This is a genomic window from Flavobacterium sp. xlx-214, from assembly GCF_013874595.1.
Classification (GTDB): domain Bacteria; phylum Bacteroidota; class Bacteroidia; order Flavobacteriales; family Flavobacteriaceae; genus Flavobacterium.
Genome location: NZ_CP059431.1, coordinates 359,099 through 375,669 on the forward strand (window position 1 = coordinate 359,099; position 16,571 = coordinate 375,669).

At 30.9% G+C, this 16,571-nt stretch carries 18 protein-coding genes; 3 read left to right on the forward strand and 15 right to left on the reverse strand.

All coding sequences use genetic code 11. The annotated features are described in order from the left end of the window. Positions 1 to 14 precede the first annotated feature (14 nt). Positions 15 to 1,100 (reverse strand): FUSC family protein, encoded by a 1,086-nt coding sequence (locus H1R17_RS01720; RefSeq protein WP_163431762.1) that lies wholly within the window; start codon positions 1,098 to 1,100, stop codon positions 15 to 17. 114 nt (positions 1,101 to 1,214) lie between these two features. Further along, positions 1,215 to 2,570 carry a UDP-N-acetylmuramate--L-alanine ligase gene (gene murC, locus H1R17_RS01725; RefSeq protein ID WP_163431761.1) on the reverse strand — a complete coding sequence of 452 codons (1,356 nt, stop codon included), beginning with the start codon at positions 2,568 to 2,570 and terminating at the stop codon, positions 1,215 to 1,217. A gap of 113 nt (positions 2,571 to 2,683) precedes the next feature. Here murC and H1R17_RS01730 point away from each other — a divergent pair, with 113 nt between their 5' ends. Then, positions 2,684 to 3,241 carry a hypothetical protein gene (locus tag H1R17_RS01730; protein WP_163431760.1) on the forward strand — a complete coding sequence of 186 codons (558 nt, stop codon included), beginning with the start codon at positions 2,684 to 2,686 and terminating at the stop codon, positions 3,239 to 3,241. Positions 3,242 to 3,297: 56 nt separating this feature from the next. Here the strand turns inward: H1R17_RS01730 and H1R17_RS01735 are convergent, their stop codons facing one another. The 8 genes from H1R17_RS01735 to H1R17_RS01770 form a co-directional block, all read right to left on the reverse strand. Then, positions 3,298 to 3,840, reverse strand: a complete 543-nt coding sequence (locus H1R17_RS01735) for a YcxB family protein (protein ID WP_163431759.1) — start codon at positions 3,838 to 3,840, stop codon at positions 3,298 to 3,300. Positions 3,841 to 3,878: 38 nt separating this feature from the next. Beyond that, positions 3,879 to 4,964, reverse strand: coding sequence for a YARHG domain-containing protein (locus H1R17_RS01740; protein ID WP_163431758.1), 1,086 nt, complete (start codon positions 4,962 to 4,964; stop codon positions 3,879 to 3,881). A gap of 12 nt (positions 4,965 to 4,976) precedes the next feature. Continuing rightward, on the reverse strand, positions 4,977 to 5,321 hold the full coding sequence (locus H1R17_RS01745; protein WP_163431757.1) for a hypothetical protein: 345 nt from the start codon (positions 5,319 to 5,321) through the stop codon (positions 4,977 to 4,979). Then, positions 5,318 to 5,689: a DUF1801 domain-containing protein gene (locus tag H1R17_RS01750; protein WP_163431756.1), complete on the reverse strand. Its 372-nt coding sequence runs from the start codon at positions 5,687 to 5,689 to the stop codon at positions 5,318 to 5,320. Before H1R17_RS01750 ends, H1R17_RS01745 begins: the two co-directional genes overlap by 4 nt. A gap of 179 nt (positions 5,690 to 5,868) precedes the next feature. Beyond that, positions 5,869 to 6,231 (reverse strand): hypothetical protein, encoded by a 363-nt coding sequence (locus H1R17_RS01755; RefSeq protein ID WP_163431755.1) that lies wholly within the window; start codon positions 6,229 to 6,231, stop codon positions 5,869 to 5,871. A 144-nt stretch (positions 6,232 to 6,375) separates the two neighbouring features. Further along, positions 6,376 to 7,131, reverse strand: a complete 756-nt coding sequence (locus H1R17_RS01760; protein WP_163431754.1) for a hypothetical protein — start codon at positions 7,129 to 7,131, stop codon at positions 6,376 to 6,378. A 24-nt stretch (positions 7,132 to 7,155) separates the two neighbouring features. Then, positions 7,156 to 7,923, reverse strand: coding sequence for a hypothetical protein (locus tag H1R17_RS01765; RefSeq protein ID WP_163431753.1), 768 nt, complete (start codon positions 7,921 to 7,923; stop codon positions 7,156 to 7,158). A 143-nt stretch (positions 7,924 to 8,066) separates the two neighbouring features. Next, complete coding sequence (locus H1R17_RS01770; protein WP_163431752.1) at positions 8,067 to 9,143, reverse strand: type I restriction endonuclease; 1,077 nt, start codon at positions 9,141 to 9,143, stop codon at positions 8,067 to 8,069. 652 nt (positions 9,144 to 9,795) lie between these two features. Here H1R17_RS01770 and H1R17_RS01775 point away from each other — a divergent pair. Next, the gene (locus H1R17_RS01775; protein ID WP_163431751.1) at positions 9,796 to 10,590 is read left to right on the forward strand and encodes a bifunctional 2-polyprenyl-6-hydroxyphenol methylase/3-demethylubiquinol 3-O-methyltransferase UbiG; all 795 of its coding nucleotides are present in this window, start codon (positions 9,796 to 9,798) and stop codon (positions 10,588 to 10,590) included. Between the two features lie 30 nt (positions 10,591 to 10,620). Then, positions 10,621 to 11,007, forward strand: coding sequence for a hypothetical protein (locus H1R17_RS01780; protein ID WP_163431750.1), 387 nt, complete (start codon positions 10,621 to 10,623; stop codon positions 11,005 to 11,007). 158 nt (positions 11,008 to 11,165) lie between these two features. Here the strand turns inward: H1R17_RS01780 and H1R17_RS01785 are convergent, their stop codons facing one another. The 5 genes from H1R17_RS01785 to H1R17_RS01805 form a co-directional block, all read right to left on the reverse strand. Further along, entirely contained in the window at positions 11,166 to 11,621 is a 456-nt protein-coding gene (locus tag H1R17_RS01785; RefSeq protein WP_163431749.1) for a lipoprotein, read from the reverse strand. 112 nt (positions 11,622 to 11,733) lie between these two features. Further along, positions 11,734 to 14,082, reverse strand: a complete 2,349-nt coding sequence (locus tag H1R17_RS01790) for a hypothetical protein (protein ID WP_163431748.1) — start codon at positions 14,080 to 14,082, stop codon at positions 11,734 to 11,736. Beyond that, on the reverse strand, positions 14,045 to 15,028 hold the full coding sequence (locus tag H1R17_RS01795) for a hypothetical protein (protein WP_163431747.1): 984 nt from the start codon (positions 15,026 to 15,028) through the stop codon (positions 14,045 to 14,047). The genes H1R17_RS01790 and H1R17_RS01795 overlap by 38 nt, the downstream gene beginning before the upstream one ends. A gap of 55 nt (positions 15,029 to 15,083) precedes the next feature. Continuing rightward, entirely contained in the window at positions 15,084 to 15,509 is a 426-nt protein-coding gene (locus H1R17_RS01800; protein ID WP_163431746.1) for a hypothetical protein, read from the reverse strand. A gap of 135 nt (positions 15,510 to 15,644) precedes the next feature. After that, on the reverse strand, positions 15,645 to 16,568 hold the full coding sequence (locus H1R17_RS01805; protein WP_181729242.1) for a T9SS type A sorting domain-containing protein: 924 nt from the start codon (positions 16,566 to 16,568) through the stop codon (positions 15,645 to 15,647). Between the last annotated feature and the right edge of the window lie 3 nt (positions 16,569 to 16,571).

Below are 16,571 nucleotides of genomic sequence, written 5' to 3' on the forward strand. Positions count from 1 at the left end.
TAAGTAATAATCTTTTAATACTTTAAACTTCGTCTGGTTACTCTAATACGTTTTACTACCTGAAAGCGTAGTTTTTCGTTGTAAATCATCCATCCACCAATAGCTCCTAAAAACGATCCTAACATAACATCTTTTAATCGGGCAATAACTAAAATGCTTGGATCTTGTGTAATGTTACTACCTGCTTCGGCTAACAAAACAGTCATTGGCGTAATAAATAAAACAGCCCAAAAATAGTTTTTCACCACTAACAACTCAATAACATATTGTAAAATAACAATAGCTACAATCATTTCAAGGGGTGCTTTAACCACAGTAAGTATAAGCCAACAAAGTAGCATTCCTAAAACGGTACCTAAAATACGATAAAACCCACGACGCCAAATATGCGGTGTGTTTACGCCTTGCATTACAGCCAAACAAGATATTGGCACCCAATAAGGATTTTTTAACCCAATAAAATGAGCCAGAAACAACGATGCAAACATAAAAAAGCCAATGATAAAAGCTTCTAAATAATCTACCTCTTTACGAATGTATAGATTGTTAAAGGTTTCATTTACATCTTTCTGTAAATTGGGTTTAAAAATAAACAAACTAAATACAAAGGCTACCAAACAAGAAAACAAAGTACCTAAAGTAATGAGTCCTATTTTAAACGGAATTTGCTCTGCATTAAACGGAAGGCCACTCGCCATGGCACATATCATAATAAAAAAGAAGTTTCCAGGGGGCGCTAAACGAAACATTTTAGAGATAAAATAAACCATACCGCCAAAAATGCCAAAAACAATACTTGATATGTAAAAGTTAAAACTAAAAGTAATACCTATTAAATAGGCAATTATAAAACCAAAAGAGCATAGTAATAGTTTAGATAACCTACCTACTATGTTTTCTTTAGCAGGTAAATAGAGAATAACCAACCCACCTAAACTTACGGTAAGCGATGTGCTGAAATGATGTGTTAACGCACCTATAAACATAGGAAACCCAACACATAACGATGCCATTACAGGTATTGTCCAATGCCTTTTATTTGTTCCTAATTTAAAAATTGATACTAACTCGTTTTTTAAAAAAGGGAAATAATAAGACATAATAATCATTTAAAATGCAAATTTACGGCAACAAAATGAGAATTGTTCTTTAACAACGTTTTTCTTTTGTCAAAGAAATCATAAAAAAAGCGACTGATTAACAGTCGCTTTAAATTATTCTATAATACTTTGAACCTCATCAAAATCTAATCCGCCGTAGTTACCCGAACTCATCAGTAATAAAACCGAATCAGTAAACTCTTGCACCACTAAAAACGATTTAAACTCCTCTGGGTTGGTATACACAATTAAATCATCGCGTTTAAAAGCCGTTTCAATTTGCTCTTTGCTAATTTCTTCTAACTTTTTAATAGCAACCGCATCGGGGCTGTAAAATACCACCGCAACATCGGCAGTATCAAGCGCGTCTTGGTATTGCGTTAAAAACTCGGCATTTAAACTACTGTAGGTATGCAACTCTAAACACGCAATTAATTTTTTGTTGGGATATTGCTTTTTAACTGCCTGCGTTGTTGCCTGCACCTTACTTGGCGAGTGCGCAAAATCTTTATACGCTACGGCATTATTAGTTTCGGCAATTTTTTCTAATCGTTTTGATGCTCCTTTAAACGATGCAATGGCTTCATAAAACTCAGCTTCATCAATCCCCATGTTCTGACAAATCCATTTGGCACCCGATAAATTATTTAAATTATGATCGCCAAAAACCTCAATAGGCATTGGTCCGTCTGGTGTGTCTAAATAGGTAATTCCGTTATCAATGCTGTACTGTGGTATACCATATGGCATTTTACGAATTGGTTTTTCGGCTTCTTCGGCAATTTGCTTTACAATAGCATCTTCTTCATTATACACCAAAATACCGCCGTTGGTAATTTTATCGATAAATATTTTAAACTGATCAACATAATTATCGAACGTAGGAAAAACGTTGATATGATCCCACGCAATACCACTAATCAACGCAATGTTGGGTTGATACAAATGAAACTTTGGACGTAAATCGGTAGGTGATGACAAATACTCATCGCCCTCAATCACCATAAAATCATTTTCTTGGGTTAAGTGCACCATATTGGTAAAACCTTCTAACTGTGCGCCTACTAAGAAATCAACTGCTACGTTATGATAATTCATTACGTGCAAAATCATCGAAGTAATGGTTGTTTTACCATGCGATCCGCCAATTACCACTCGTGTTTTATTTTTAGCGTGCTCGTAAATAAACTCGGGATACGAATATATCTTTAATCCTAATTCTTGTGCTTTAAGCAATTCGGGGTTATCGGCTTTAGCGTGCATTCCTAAAATAACAGCATCTAAATCGGTCGTAATTTTATTGGCAAACCAACCCATTTCTTGTGGCAACAATCCTTTGGCAGCTAAGCGCGATTTCGATGGTTCAAAAATAGCATCATCGCTACCTGTCACCACATCACCTTTATCGTGTAAAGCCATTGCTAAATTGTGCATGGCACTACCGCCAATTGCTATAAAATGTACGCGCATGTTTTTTATTTTAAGTAACAAAGCTACATTTTTTAAGAGAATTGAAAAAAGATTAAAGACGAAAGATTTTATATTTTTTAGTATTTTTATCATTCATCTATGAAAAAGAAACTATGAGAAAAAGCATGCAGCTATTGGTAACTATTGGCTTATTTGCAACAACGCAAGTACAAGCGCAAAGCAAAACTACTTTTACCGTTAATACCGAAGAAGATTGGAATAACCTTGAAAAAACAGCTCCTAAAGATGGTTGGGTACTTATTAATTATGATACGTACCAATATCTTTTAAATTACTCTAACAAAGATTATATTTTGTATTTACGTTTAAAATGCAAAAACAGCAGTAATGATCCTTCGTTTTTAGTAGAATACTCTAATAATTACCGCGATGGCGATTATGGTGGAATTGATTTTATTAGTTCTGAAGACGACTCTAACAATGTGATACAATTTTTGATAGATGGCACCAATTTTAAAAATCCGTTTAAAGAAAAAGCAAAACTAAAAGGGTTTGCTGACGTCTTAAAAAAAGGGACTAAACTTACCATTAAAGTTTTTGATACCGAAATGGATATAGAAACCGGTAAGGATGCTTTAAAACTAAACCGCGCTATTGATTTTAAACTTAAAAACGCTGATTTACTTGACACAAGCGTTTCTTGTGATTAATAAAAAAACCACCTGTTCTAGGTGGTTTTAAGTTAAAATGAATTACCACTATTAAATTACTTCCAACTCCAATCTAAGTCAATATTTTCTACAATATTAAATTTGGTTTTTAAAGTATCCATTTTTAATTGAAATTGTTTAATGTCTTTGATTGCGTTTTTAGGAATTATTAAACTCTCTGAAGTTATTAATCTTAAAAAGTAATAATCTTGAATCTCATTAATTTCAGACAAGCTATTTAAATTAATTTTAGACTCTCCTAAAACACTTTCTTCTATGATTTGATCTTCAGTAAAATTTATCTTACATTTTAAACCAAACTTTTCTTTATGAGTGTGATTTATGAACTTTTTATAGTGTTTTTTATATCTTATAGGTTCATAGATTTTATAGCCAATTAAAAACAAACAATAAAACAATAAATCTAAATAGGGAAATCTATTCTGATTTATATAACTTGATACTAAAAAAACAAGAAACATAACGATTAATATTATAAACGTTCTACGCCTTTGTTTAATTACAATTTTACTTTTTGAAGCACTATAAAGTTGACTTTTCAAAAAATCATTTTCACTTAAACTATATTCTAAATACATCTTTTTTAATAATAACTTGAGTAAACACAGTAATAATCTTACTTAAACTTTTCAATCCATTGTTTTTCTGCATCGGTTAAAATTTCTATGTTGGCTTCGTAGTTGGGGTTGGCAATGTACCAATCCATCGATTTAAAATAGGCATTTAACTCTTTGTTTTGAAAAACATATCCACGACGTGCAAAAGGAAGATTCTTGAGTACTTTTCTATCGAAATCGGTTTTAGGTTCGGCAATATTCTCAGCTTGATAATAACTAAAAGGCACATAACTTAAATCATCCATACCAATATAATTTTGTGCATACAAAAACAAATCGCCTTTTATTTTAAAATTATTTTTCTGAAAAATAAGCGTTCCTTTTTGCAAGTGAAACTTTAACGCATCGTGTTCTATAAACGCATTTTTACTTCCTTTTACATCCTCGGTTTTACCAATACCATGTACCAACCATTCATTGGCATCTTTAAAAAACGATTTGTTGATAGAAAAGGTTTCAAATTCGCCCATATCAACAATTAAGGTAAAATCATCAATTTGTTTGTTAGCCCAACGGTTTGCAGCGGTTAGCACATATTCAAAATCATAATTATAATCAACAGAACCCGATAAATCGTAATTATAAGTGTGTTTTATAATATTGAGTCCTTTTTTAAAATTGGCTTCAAAATGATACACATAAAAGAAATCAACGTAATTACCTTCTTTATTGCCTTCAAAAGTTTCTAAATCAATACTTTTTATGGTGCCTTTGTTGTTGTATAACGAATCGGCAACATACGCCACGTTGTATTGCAAGATATTGTTGTTAAGCTGTACGGTAAAATCGCGCATATAAGGGTGATGTCCGTTTTTAGGAGCCCCCTCTACATCACCTTGAGGCGAAATTGCCTCAAAACCAACGGTTAGCTTTTTGGCATTACCAGGGTTGTAAAACTCATAGTAAACCGTTACCTCAACAAACTGATTGCGTACTTTTTTAAGCGTAAGTATTTCTTTCTTAACGCTAATATCGGTTTCGTTAATAGGTATTAAGTGGTTACCACTTGCAAAATAAGCACCATCGTTAGCAAAAACAATAGTGCTTAAAAGTAGTAACATGTATGTTAACACGTTCTTTATCATACAATTAGGATGTTATTTTTTAACCTCTTTTAACTCTTTAACGGTAATGTATACATTACCTTCGTCATCTTTCCAAGTAGGTCCGGTTACGGTAATTTTATCTCCTTGCTCGTATCTTTTATACTCGCTTTTACTTTCCATTAAATTAACCATACTAATTGTAGCAAGATACGTTTTGTTGTTTTTGTCTTTTATTGCGGCGGTATAACCGTCTTTACCATTTGTTATGGTACCTACTGTACCTGTTACAGTAAGCTCGTTGCTACTTTCTACGTTTGTTTTATTCTTTGTTGTGTTGCAACTGTAGGTACCTACCAATGCAACAGCTATTAATACAAGCATTCCTAACTTTTTCATATGTTCTTTGTTTTAATTGTTCCTGATTGATACAAATGTAATACCTTTTGTAACAAGTTGTTTAGGGTTGCTATAGGTAAATCTTGATGGGGATTAAACAGCATTATTTTCATTCTTGATCTTTTTTCTTGTATTAAATAGGGTTCATTAAACCTATTACCCTCGACAATACCTATATAGGGTTGTTGGTATTTTTTGTGATACCATAAATAACAAAACATTTTGTCTTTGTAACAAAAAAAGGGCATTCCGTATTTTAATGTATGAGTAATGTTAGAATCTTGTGATAGAATTATTTTTTGTAGTGCTAAAAAACATTCTTTTATAGGCGCGGGTTGTTGTAAATAAAAATCATCTAATGTTTTCATTGGTCTTTTGATTTTTTTTTAGATTGTGTGGTGTTTTATTCTCACAGATGCACGGATATTGTTTTTATTATTCTGTTGGATTCTTTAATGCTATTTATGAATCTAAGGGATTCTTTCAGAATGACAAGTTGCTGTTACTTGTTTTTGTCATTCCGTAGGAATCTTTATGTCTTTATAAATTATATTCCATCCCTACTATCAGCATATTTTTCATAATCTTCACCAAATTCAAGCTCTAAAACAATTCTAAGTAATCCTTGATAAGCAAACCAAAATTTATTTTTTATTCTATCATTAACATAAGATTCACCAAGCTCTTTTGAGTATGCTTTAATATGAAAATCATCTAATTCATCACTATCAATTAATAGTACTTCATCTTTATGTTTAAGAACTATTTCTTCTAACTTTAATTTTGTATTGACTTTAAAATCTAATAGTTCTGTTAACTCTTCTTTGTAATCTGATTCGTTAAAATCATTTTGCTTAGGAAAATTATCTTTTAAAACTTGATAAACTTCTGCTGTTGTAATTTGATTCATTTACAAATAGGTATTAATAATTTTTATTACCACACATGCACGGATGTTGTTTTTATTATTCTGTTGGAATTCTTAAAGATGTAACTTGCTAAAGAATTCTTTCAAATAATCATTTTTCATAACTATTATTAAAAATAAAAATCCTTACAAATCATCAACCAACCATGAGGGGTAATCATCTACGTATTTCCATTGGTTGTTTACTTTTTCGATAAAAACAAAACTGCGACAAATACCGTTTCTACAATAAAACGATACCAAATAACAACCTTTTGAGCCGGAGCTGTTAAAAACAGCTCGGTATACTTTATCTGCTTTTATACATAATTCATCTTCGCAAGGTTTTGATGCATCTGTGTATTGGTAATAACCGTGGTTGAGTTCGTTGCGTTGTATGATTTTATCGGTGCCTTTATAATCAATTTGTTTTTTGATTAAATCAATATATGCTTTACCAATAATAGTATCTAAACGTGCCAGATCGTTTTTTTCAAAATCATCTAACAAAAAATCGTAAGCCTCTTGCCAATCTTCTTTTTTTTGCAAATTACTGCTGCCTATTACGTATTTGTATGCATACAGTGTATCGCTTAGTTGTACGTTTATTTTCTTAGTTTTTAATACATCAACCAAAGAATCTGAATATGCATCAAATTCTTTTAAATTTTTTATTAAATCGTTCTTTTTAGCTTCATCTTCTTCCATGGCAATGCCCATTTTTAAACCAAAAGTTGCCATTTTGAATCCTTTTGACCCTTTTAAATAACTTGCCACTGAATTTGGGTTGTCATTAAAATATTGACTAAGGGTTTCTTTAATAATGCTTTTTTCGGTTTCAAAATCAATGGTTTGAGCAAAGGTGGTGCTACATAGTAAGAGAAAAAACACAAGTAATTTCATATAAATGTTCTTTTTAATAAAAGTTTAAAAATCTAAATCATCAAATTCTTTGATGGTTGCTAAATACATGGGTTTTACTGTTTTTAAGTTTTCCCAAGTATCTACAAAGTTTTCTTCGTATTCATCACCATATTGATCTTTGTTTAAATTATCGCGTATTAATTTCTTATTAGTTAAAAAATTAATACTGGTGACGTATTGTGGCACGGGCCCGCGACTACTATACGAATCGTAACCTATTAATCTAAAGTCGGTTTTTTCATATCTAAATGTATAGCTCCAATAACTGTAACGTCCATGGCTAAAATACACCATCAATTTACCTTTTTCTATACCTAAATCAATTTCAGGTGCATAATACACACCGCCGTCTTCGTTTTCAGAATAAAAACAACTTACATTTTGAGATGCCAGCTCATATCCATTTGCCGTTGCAAACAAAACAACAACACCTCTGCGGTTTCTATCTAACATACCTCTGCCTTCTACGTTTACTACTTTGGTTTTATCGGTGCCTTTAATCATCAATACCATATCGTCTAAACCATCTTTGTTTAAATCGCCTTTTAGGGTTTCTATACCTTCGGGTTTGTACTCTATATAACCCTTCGGAATAAAATCGGTTGGTTTTTGTTTTACCACTACTTCTTCTTTTTGGGGTGTCATATCAGCCGTATCCACATACACATTACGGTTGCTGGTAGTAGGTACGGTTTCATTAGCTGTTTCTGTTTTTTTGTTGGTACAAAAAGTAAACAATACAGCACTTGCAAGTACAACTATTTTTTTCATAAGCATTTTGTAACTTTTGGATGGTCACTAAGTAAAGATACAAAACAGTACTAAAAAAGCAGTACGTTGTGTACTGCTTTTTTTATGGGTTGGGTTTGTTTAATTACCATACTAAGATTTGGTGATAGCGTGGGAACAAAATCTTATTCGTAATTCTTTAAGGTTGCTAATAATTCTGTTTTATAATTATAAATGTCATCAATACATGATAATAGTTTCTTTTCACCATTATCCTTTCCTTGATTAAAGACTTCTAAATATTTATTTGCAGAATTAAAATGTAAACGACACAATGGTTTTCTATTATTATCATCTAGTAAAATTCCAAAATATGACTGAGTATCTCTAAATGCAATTCTTGATGCAGGAAGTTGTTCTCTTAATATTGCTTTTACAATTTGAGAACCTTCTATTTCTTCTTCAGTAGTAATAAACTTAGGAGCTTCAGAAACATTATCATCAATAGAATTAATTTGTTCAGAAACTTTTGAAGGAACTGTTTCACTAATATTTAAAGCATTTTTTAATCTAAAATTAATAGATTCATTTATAGAATTAGAAAAAGCCTTTTTTGTATATTCTTTAAAAGTTGCTAATCTAGAAGCTATTAAAGGTTTATCAAAAAATCTACTAACTAAAAGTTTTATCATCTCATCAGATGGTTCTTGAATTTCTTTTTCAAATTCATTTCTAATTGCTTTAATATATTTTAAACCTTCAGCAGAATCTAGAATATTTTCTAAGTTATAATCATTTTTTGTAAAGTTTTCTAAAATTTTAATACTAGAACCTTTTAAATTAGAAAGGTCTAATGTAAAAAAAGGCTTTTCATCCATTATGTTGGGCTTTTCCAAATCTGAATAAAAATTATAAATATGACCATTTGTAAGAACACCAAAGCGTGCTTTTGATACATGATAATATCTATGAAGTTGAGAATTATGGGCATCAACATTTTCTTTCCAATGCTTACATTCAATAATTAAAATTGGTTCTCCATCTTTTTTAATAACATAATCAACTTTCTCTCCTTTTTTAGTTCCTATATCACAAATAAATTCTGGAATTACTTCTGTTGGATTAAAAATATCATATCCCAAAATTTGGATAAATGGCATTACAAAAGCATTTTTTGTAGCCTCCTCAGTATTTATTTGATCTTTTAATGAATCAACTCTTTGATGAAGTTGTTCAAGTTTTAATTTTAAATCTGCTTCCATAAGTTCAAATAGTTTATTTTTAAGTTTTTAGTATGTTATAAGAAAATTCATATTTAAGTAAATGTTATTATTTAAAAAACACTTTAACAGCATTAATAAATAACATGCAATATAATCAAAATTTAACATAAAAACATTTCTTAAACAATATCCTAAAACTTCATTGTCTTTAAAAACAATAAAACAGTAAGCTTACAAATAACACAAAAAACACTACTTATCAATGCATAATAACTACTTTAAGTGTAGCGTTTTTTTTAAAGCTATTTAGCTGCAAATTATTGTTAGAAAAAAACTTTTTATAACAAAAAAGTAATTCTTTTTAGGGATAAATTAACTATTTTTATGGATAAAGTAATTCTTTTTACCGACAAATTAATTCTTTTTAGGGATAAAGTAATTCTTTTTACCTATAAAACAACTCTTTTTACTGACAAAGTATTTCTTTTTACTGACAAAGTAATTCTTTTTACAGACAAATTAATTCTTTTTGCTGACAAAGTAATTCTTTATACTGACAAAGAAATTATTGTTACTAACAAAAACACTATTTTTTTAAGCATAAATCAGAAAAAATAGCTTTATTTACTTTTTAGCTTGTAAAAACTGCAAATGCTATTTTAATAAAAAGTCATTTAAATTTAAAAAAACTATGAATTACGAAGAAATAAACAAACGTTCTTGGAACAACCGTACCGATGCACATTACGCATCAGACTTTTATGATGTGGCGCATTTTAAAAAAGGCAACACATCGTTAAACGAAATTGAGTTAGCACTTTTGGGTAATGTATCAGGTAAAAGCATTTTGCACTTACAATGTCATTTTGGACAAGACACTATTTCATTAAATTGGTTGGGCGCGCAGGTAACGGGTGTTGATTTATCAGACGTTGCCATTGCCAAAGCCCAACAACTTGCTACCGAAACCAATAGTAATGCTACCTTTGTTTGTTGCAATGTGTATGATTTGCCTAAACATTTAAACCAACAGTTTGATATGGTTTTTACCAGCTACGGCACCATTGGTTGGTTGCCTAATTTAGATGATTGGGCTAACGTAGTTGCGCATTTCTTAAAACCAAACGGCACTTTTGTTTTTGTAGAGTTTCATCCGTTTGTTTGGATGTACGATGATGCTTTTAAAAACATACACTACCGTTATTTTAATTCGGGTCCTATTGTTGAAACCGAAAGTGGTACGTATGCCGATAAAGATGCGGCTATTACACAAGAGTATGTTATGTGGAACCACAGTTTAAGCGAGGTGGTAAGCAGTCTTTTAAAAAACAATTTAAGTATTGAACAGTTTCATGAATATGATTATTCGCCTTACAATTGTTTTTCGCCTACCGTTAAAGTAGCCGATAAAAAATACCGCATTGCGCATTTAGATGATAAAATACCTATGGTATATGCTTTGGTGGCTAAGAAAAAAGATATCTAAACATTGTAAATCATAGACACACCTAAAAACATGAGAAAGCAATATCATTTTAGAACTATAAACAACAAATTATATGCTTGGGATGTGGATGATTTAATAAAGCTTACCCAAAACTTACCCATTAAAACAATAGATTTAAACAGTATTACCGAGTTAAATGAACCCTATTGGTATGCTCATGAAGGCGATGTACCTACTTGTTTATCGATTATAGAACACATGAAATTGGTTACAGAAGCTAGTTTAGCGTATCCTATTATTATTTGCCCCGAAGGAAAAGTGGTGGATGGCATGCACCGTATAGCAAAAGCTTCGTTAAACGGGTTGGGTACTATAAAGGCATATCGATTACCTACGCTGCCCGCTCCTAATTTTATTGATGTACACCCTGATGATTTACCCTATGATGAGGTTTAGTTTATCATTCTGAAAGAATTCTTTAGGTTTATAAAAACATTGAAGATTCCTACGGAATGACAAAAGAATCCTCTAAAATCTACAATTAACAAAAAAGAGTAAAGACCTTGGTCTTTACTCTTTAGATATTGTAAATCTAAATACTTTTAAATTATTTATTACTGGTTTGCTACTGCATACATTTTTTTGCCATTAATATAAATAGCTATTTCCTTAGCGTTAAATACATATTCTTTGTTTTGATAAACATCGGCTGTTGTTTTATCTAGTATAATAGTAGTTTTATCATTGTTGGGTAAAAACAATTCCACTTTAGTTTTGGCATCGTTAAAAACAACAAAAGCACTAATGACAGCTTCATCGCTTTTCTGGTTTACAGGGTTTAAACGTTGCCCTTCTTTAAACACTTGTATGCAGTTTTGTTTTAATTCGCTCCAAGTTTGCCCCGCAGCAGTTAAACAATCATGTGCATCTTTTTGACCTCCAATAGATGGTTGTGTTTCTTGTGTAGCGGTTTCTATAGTTTGTTCGTTGTTTTTTGCCGAATTACTTTTAAGATTGTTACAAGCTGCTACAGCAAACAATGTTAAGGTGTAAACAATTATTTTCTTCATCTTTTTTATTTTAAAAGTACTAAAACTACTTGTATTCTATCAATAAAAAAGAGTAAAAACCAAAGTCTTTACTCTTTTTCTAAACTCTATTTTCTTTTCTCTATATTCTGTGTTATTGCAAACCTAAATACTTTCTAAAGTACCCACATTCTGCAATAACATCTTGATAATACTTAGTATCGGCATATTTGCTTTTTAAATCTTGAAAGCCTTGCCATTTTTGTATTACTGGTCCATCAGGATAACCCCAATAAGTAGTAGTTGCAAAATATCTGTTATAATAGAAATCGTTACGTTCTGTTTTAGCCAACATATACGCCATTTTTGCTTGCTGCTCTTTATCTAATGCGGCTTTTTGTGCCATTTTATAGTATTTCTTTACGTTTTCCATACCATAAAGCATTTTGCTGTGCTCATCACTAATTCCGTTACCGTATTCATCGATAATTTCGTTGTAATAAAACGATCGACCGTTACCAAAATACGATGCATTGTAAAAAGCATTACCAACCAATAAAGCGTTGTTGTAAACATCTTCGCCAGCCGCAATTTTAGCTTTCATTTCTTTGATTTTTAAAAGAAAAGCCATTTGCGTGTATTTAACCGATTGCTTTGCTGCGTGATCACAATCATTACAATCTTTGATTTTACCATTGAAAGGATTTCCAAAAAACTCAGATTCTTTGTAATCTACCATTTTGGTTTCATAAACCTGTTTTTCCCAATTATATTCTTTACTTTCAAACGGTGTAATTTTATTAAACTCGGCAATAGCTTCGTCTATCTTATCTTGATAAAACAAATAAATACCTCTGCTTTCGTAAATATCGGCTAATTTGTATCGATATTCTTTTTCAAAGGCTTGTATCCAAGCAGTTTTGTTGTTAGTTAACAACAGTTTTTCCATAGCCTCACTTTGTTTTTGGTTTTTGTAAAACCCTTTAATAGGAAACGTAAGTTCTGCCATTACAGTATTCCCATCTTTTTTGTATAACGAGCTGATGTACTTTTTAGCAAAAGTTTGTAAATACGAATAACGATTAAAATCTTCGTATGGATCATATTTATCATCATAAATAGTTCTTTCTTCAGATTTTAACAACCATGCAATATCATCAACCAACTTTTCTTCGCTGGCTTTGTTGATTTTATCAGTATCAAGTAATTTATTTAACAAGCCTAAACTACGCAACTGATCTTCTTGTGCTTGGTTTTTAGCTGTTTCTTTTGCTTGCGCTAATAAGGTTACAGGCGTTTTATAATCGCCCGATAAGGTATTAAAGTAAGCTGCCGTTGCTTTCCAAATGTATTGATTAAACACTTTGTTATCTTTAGCTACTTGATTGATCCATTTTAACTGATCTGCATTTATTTTAGTTTTTAAATCTTTTCTGATTTTTTTAGTATCGATATCTAACGAGTCATAAGCCGTGTAAGTATTAATACTTTGCTCATTGATGTTTACCCAACGCGATAATAAGAAATCTAAATGACGCGAAGCCGGATTTTGTTTGTACAAATCTTGCATAGCATCAAAACCATTGGTGTAATATCCTTGTAAGGCATACAAAGCTTCATCGCCACCTAATGATGTTGATTTGTTTAAAGAACTTTTAAAAGCGGCATCATCTAACGGTTTGTAATCAAACAAACACGAAGCCATTAAAGGTTTAAAATCATTAAAAATCTCAGCAAACAATACATTGGCTTGCTCGTAATTTTTTAAACTTTTATACGCACCCGCCACATAACTTAATCCGCGGTAATACAAACTGTTTTTAGGTTGCGATGCGCTTGTTTCATTAAAAAAGGCAATAACCGAAGCTCTGTCATCCGAATAAAACTTGGTACGCAACACCTGAAACCACACACGGTTTTTAAAAAAGGCATCGTTTTGCGATACATCTTTTTTATACAGATTTTCTACCTTGGTTGTAAAACTACTTTCGGCATTTAACTGTTTGCGCTCATTATAATCCCAATAATTATAGGTTTGATTAGAATAGGTTTCAATACCACGTGCTACCATTACAAACAATACAAATTTTTGCGACTTTTCATCGTTTAAATCTAAGCTGTATTTAAACTTTTGTTTTTTAAACTCGGCCTCTACATTTTTAGCTTTAGCAACATTTGCAAGCGTGCTGTTTAAATCTTTATCAAACAAGAAATATTCAACTACTTCTGGTTTGTACTTTTTTAAATACTTGGTCCAATCTTCAACAGTTTCATCTTTAAACTGATCAGTGGTAGATGGTAAACTGTATCCGTTATAAAAAATAGTATAATCGTCGTAAAAAAACGGTTCATAGTCTTTATCAAAAACGGTTACTTCTGGAGAGAAAATAGAGGAATAGCCACTACCCCACCATCCATCGGCGCAACCATAAGCGTAGGTTCCGTACCCAAAAACGGCTGTTAAACTACCAACGGCTAACAGCTTTAAAATCTTCTTTTTCATATGCTTTTAAATTCTTTTCGTTTAAATCGTAAAATATAATTTCGTTTGGTTTATTGGTACTGTATTTCTTAATATCAGCAATCATTTCTTTAAGTTGCGATGCGGTTACAGCTTCTAACTTTACTTCATCGTTTTTAGCTAAAAACCTTCCTTTGTAAACAATATCATTTAGTACTTTGTATCTGTTATCGCTTATTTTTTCAAAAACATCCGTCGTAAAATCTTGCTCTTGTAAGCCACCAATAAGGTTTACCACTTGATTATTTCGTATATGTACACCCCAACTAAAAATAGGCAACGCAATATTTAAGGGCAACTTGTAATTTTGCAAACCACGTATGTATTTATGCGCAATGGTTTGGGTATAAATGGAGTTATCATTATTTGCGCCAATAACGCCCATATTGTAATACATTAAAGTACCCAAATTTACTTTAGGCACGCCAGTTTTTTCGGGATATTTAATTTGATGCAAACGAATAGTAGCCGATAAATGAGCATGGCGTTTTTTAAAAGCTTCGATAAATGCAAAATAATGCTCTTTTGACTGCAAAGACCAATCACAATCAAACTGAATTTCATCAACTGTAACTCCTGCTGTTTTATTAATTTGCTGGATGTAATTGTACACGTTTTGTGCTAAAGAATCGGTAGCTAAAGGTTTTAAAAACACTTCGTTTTTAATATACACAACGGGCACTACTTTGTAATTTGTAGGCTTGTTTGTAAATACAATAGGTGCAACAGGTATGGGGATATTGTTTTGTAGGGCAACATCAAAATAACGTATGTACAGTTTTTGCACATTAAGCTCTTTTAAATAGTTTTCTTCTGTTGCCGATAGACTAAAATTGGTACGCCAAAAATAAAAACTAATGTTTACAGGCTCGGTTTTCGTTGTACAAGCAACCAATAGAAGCACTAATATTACGACATACTTTTTCATGCCTCAAAATTACAAAAAGATTAGGCTTAAAAAATAGCTGTAGGTAGGGATTTTTTTATTCTATAGTTTCACCTTTTACTAAGGGAACTATTTCATGAGTTTGAAAAGCATCTTCGTATTTCACAAAAACAGGAGTGGCTCCTAAACCTTTAAAAGTAAAATAAACGCTGTAGCCTTTTTTAGCATCGCCCGAAACGTTGATGGTTTTTAACACCAATTTTTTATTCATTTGTTCTGCTCTTAAATAGGCATCGTTTTGTGTAATGTGTGCGTATTTTTCAAAATTACTAGGATTACCCACTTGTAAGGTATCGCCAACCGTAATAACAGTGCCATTTTGAGAAAGATATTCCGTAAACGTACCTGCCTTGGTTAAATTACCAAATTCTGCACGTTTTACTTTTTTATTTTGCGCCATTGTTGTACCACCACTAACAATGCAAATAAGTAAGATTATTATTTTTAAAAGATTGCTTTTCATAGCTTAACTATTTTAGTTAATTAAAAGTAATCATTTTTAATGTTAAATCACATTATTTTTTATGATGAACATTTATTTGAAATTAAAAAAACGAAAAGGAATCCTTTTCGTTTCATTCTTATGTACAATCAAAATTTACTTTTTAATTACCTTTTCAACTTTTGTACCTACATTAGTATTAATTACTAATAAATAGCTACCACTAGCTAAATCTGAAATATTAATATTTTGGAAATTATTATCAATTGATTTTAGTAGCTTACCATTTATGTTTAATATTTGGATATTTTTTATTAAAATTGATTTATCCATATTTACAAATAAATAATTTGTTGTAGGATTAGGATATATTTTAAAAGAGTCCAATAAAAAAGTTTCGTTTTTTAAAATACAATTAAAATTATAAACACCTTTTACAATCCAACTATTATAAGGTGTATTTCCATTGATAGCGGTATTTTTATCATCCACAACAATACAAATCGGAGGCTCAACACCATTCATTTGCCTTCTTATATCTATTTCCATATTATTAACATTTGTATTATTACCATTGGCAAGGTAAATACCTCCTAAATGTAATGTTAAAATGTTAATAGCTTCTACCTTATGAACTTTTTTGTTTTTTTCTAAATTTATGATACTTAATTTGTTTTGTGGAACAGCATCAATTACTGTATTACTACAATACAACTCTTCTAAATTAATATTTTGCGATAAATCTAAATTGGTTAGATTATTTTGGATACAATTAAGAACTTTTAAATTTACGTTTTTGGATAAATCTAAATTTGTCACTGGTTGATAGGGAATGTGTAATTCTTCTAAAGAAATAAAACTTTCTAGTCCGGTAAAATTATTAATTAGATACCCATGTATTACATCTATTTTTTTAACATTTACTACATCGCTTGTTAAAATCTGACCGTTTATTGTTTTATCACTATCTATATTTGTGTCTATCAAGTATTGTTCAAAAACGGTATCAGGTATTAAAGTAATTTGCGAATTTACAAGAAAAGGCAAAAGTATTAAAATAGCTAAAATTGACTTTTTCATAAT

Excerpts from the sequence above, each read along its gene's own strand:
- H1R17_RS01745 (WP_163431757.1), bottom strand. The coding sequence starts at position 5,321 with ATGAAAAAGTTAGGAATGCTTGTATTAATAGCTGTTGCATTGGTAGGT.
- H1R17_RS01770 (WP_163431752.1), bottom strand. The coding sequence starts at position 9,143 with ATGGAAGCAGATTTAAAATTAAAACTTGAACAACTTCATCAAAGAGTT.
- H1R17_RS01755 (WP_163431755.1), bottom strand. The coding sequence starts at position 6,231 with ATGAATCAAATTACAACAGCAGAAGTTTATCAAGTTTTAAAAGATAAT.
- H1R17_RS01800 (WP_163431746.1), bottom strand. The coding sequence starts at position 15,509 with ATGAAAAGCAATCTTTTAAAAATAATAATCTTACTTATTTGCATTGTT.
- H1R17_RS01750 (WP_163431756.1), bottom strand. The coding sequence starts at position 5,689 with ATGAAAACATTAGATGATTTTTATTTACAACAACCCGCGCCTATAAAA.
- H1R17_RS01730 (WP_163431760.1), top strand. The coding sequence starts at position 2,684 with ATGAGAAAAAGCATGCAGCTATTGGTAACTATTGGCTTATTTGCAACA.
- H1R17_RS01765 (WP_163431753.1), bottom strand. The coding sequence starts at position 7,923 with ATGAAAAAAATAGTTGTACTTGCAAGTGCTGTATTGTTTACTTTTTGT.
- murC (WP_163431761.1), bottom strand. The coding sequence starts at position 2,570 with ATGCGCGTACATTTTATAGCAATTGGCGGTAGTGCCATGCACAATTTA.
- H1R17_RS01760 (WP_163431754.1), bottom strand. The coding sequence starts at position 7,131 with ATGAAATTACTTGTGTTTTTTCTCTTACTATGTAGCACCACCTTTGCT.
- H1R17_RS01740 (WP_163431758.1), bottom strand. The coding sequence starts at position 4,964 with ATGATAAAGAACGTGTTAACATACATGTTACTACTTTTAAGCACTATT.
- H1R17_RS01795 (WP_163431747.1), bottom strand. The coding sequence starts at position 15,028 with ATGAAAAAGTATGTCGTAATATTAGTGCTTCTATTGGTTGCTTGTACA.
- H1R17_RS01785 (WP_163431749.1), bottom strand. The coding sequence starts at position 11,621 with ATGAAGAAAATAATTGTTTACACCTTAACATTGTTTGCTGTAGCAGCT.
- H1R17_RS01805 (WP_181729242.1), bottom strand. The coding sequence starts at position 16,568 with ATGAAAAAGTCAATTTTAGCTATTTTAATACTTTTGCCTTTTCTTGTA.
- H1R17_RS01780 (WP_163431750.1), top strand. The coding sequence starts at position 10,621 with ATGAGAAAGCAATATCATTTTAGAACTATAAACAACAAATTATATGCT.
- H1R17_RS01775 (WP_163431751.1), top strand. The coding sequence starts at position 9,796 with ATGAATTACGAAGAAATAAACAAACGTTCTTGGAACAACCGTACCGAT.
- H1R17_RS01735 (WP_163431759.1), bottom strand. The coding sequence starts at position 3,840 with ATGTATTTAGAATATAGTTTAAGTGAAAATGATTTTTTGAAAAGTCAA.
- H1R17_RS01720 (WP_163431762.1), bottom strand. The coding sequence starts at position 1,100 with ATGTCTTATTATTTCCCTTTTTTAAAAAACGAGTTAGTATCAATTTTT.
- H1R17_RS01790 (WP_163431748.1), bottom strand. The coding sequence starts at position 14,082 with ATGAAAAAGAAGATTTTAAAGCTGTTAGCCGTTGGTAGTTTAACAGCC.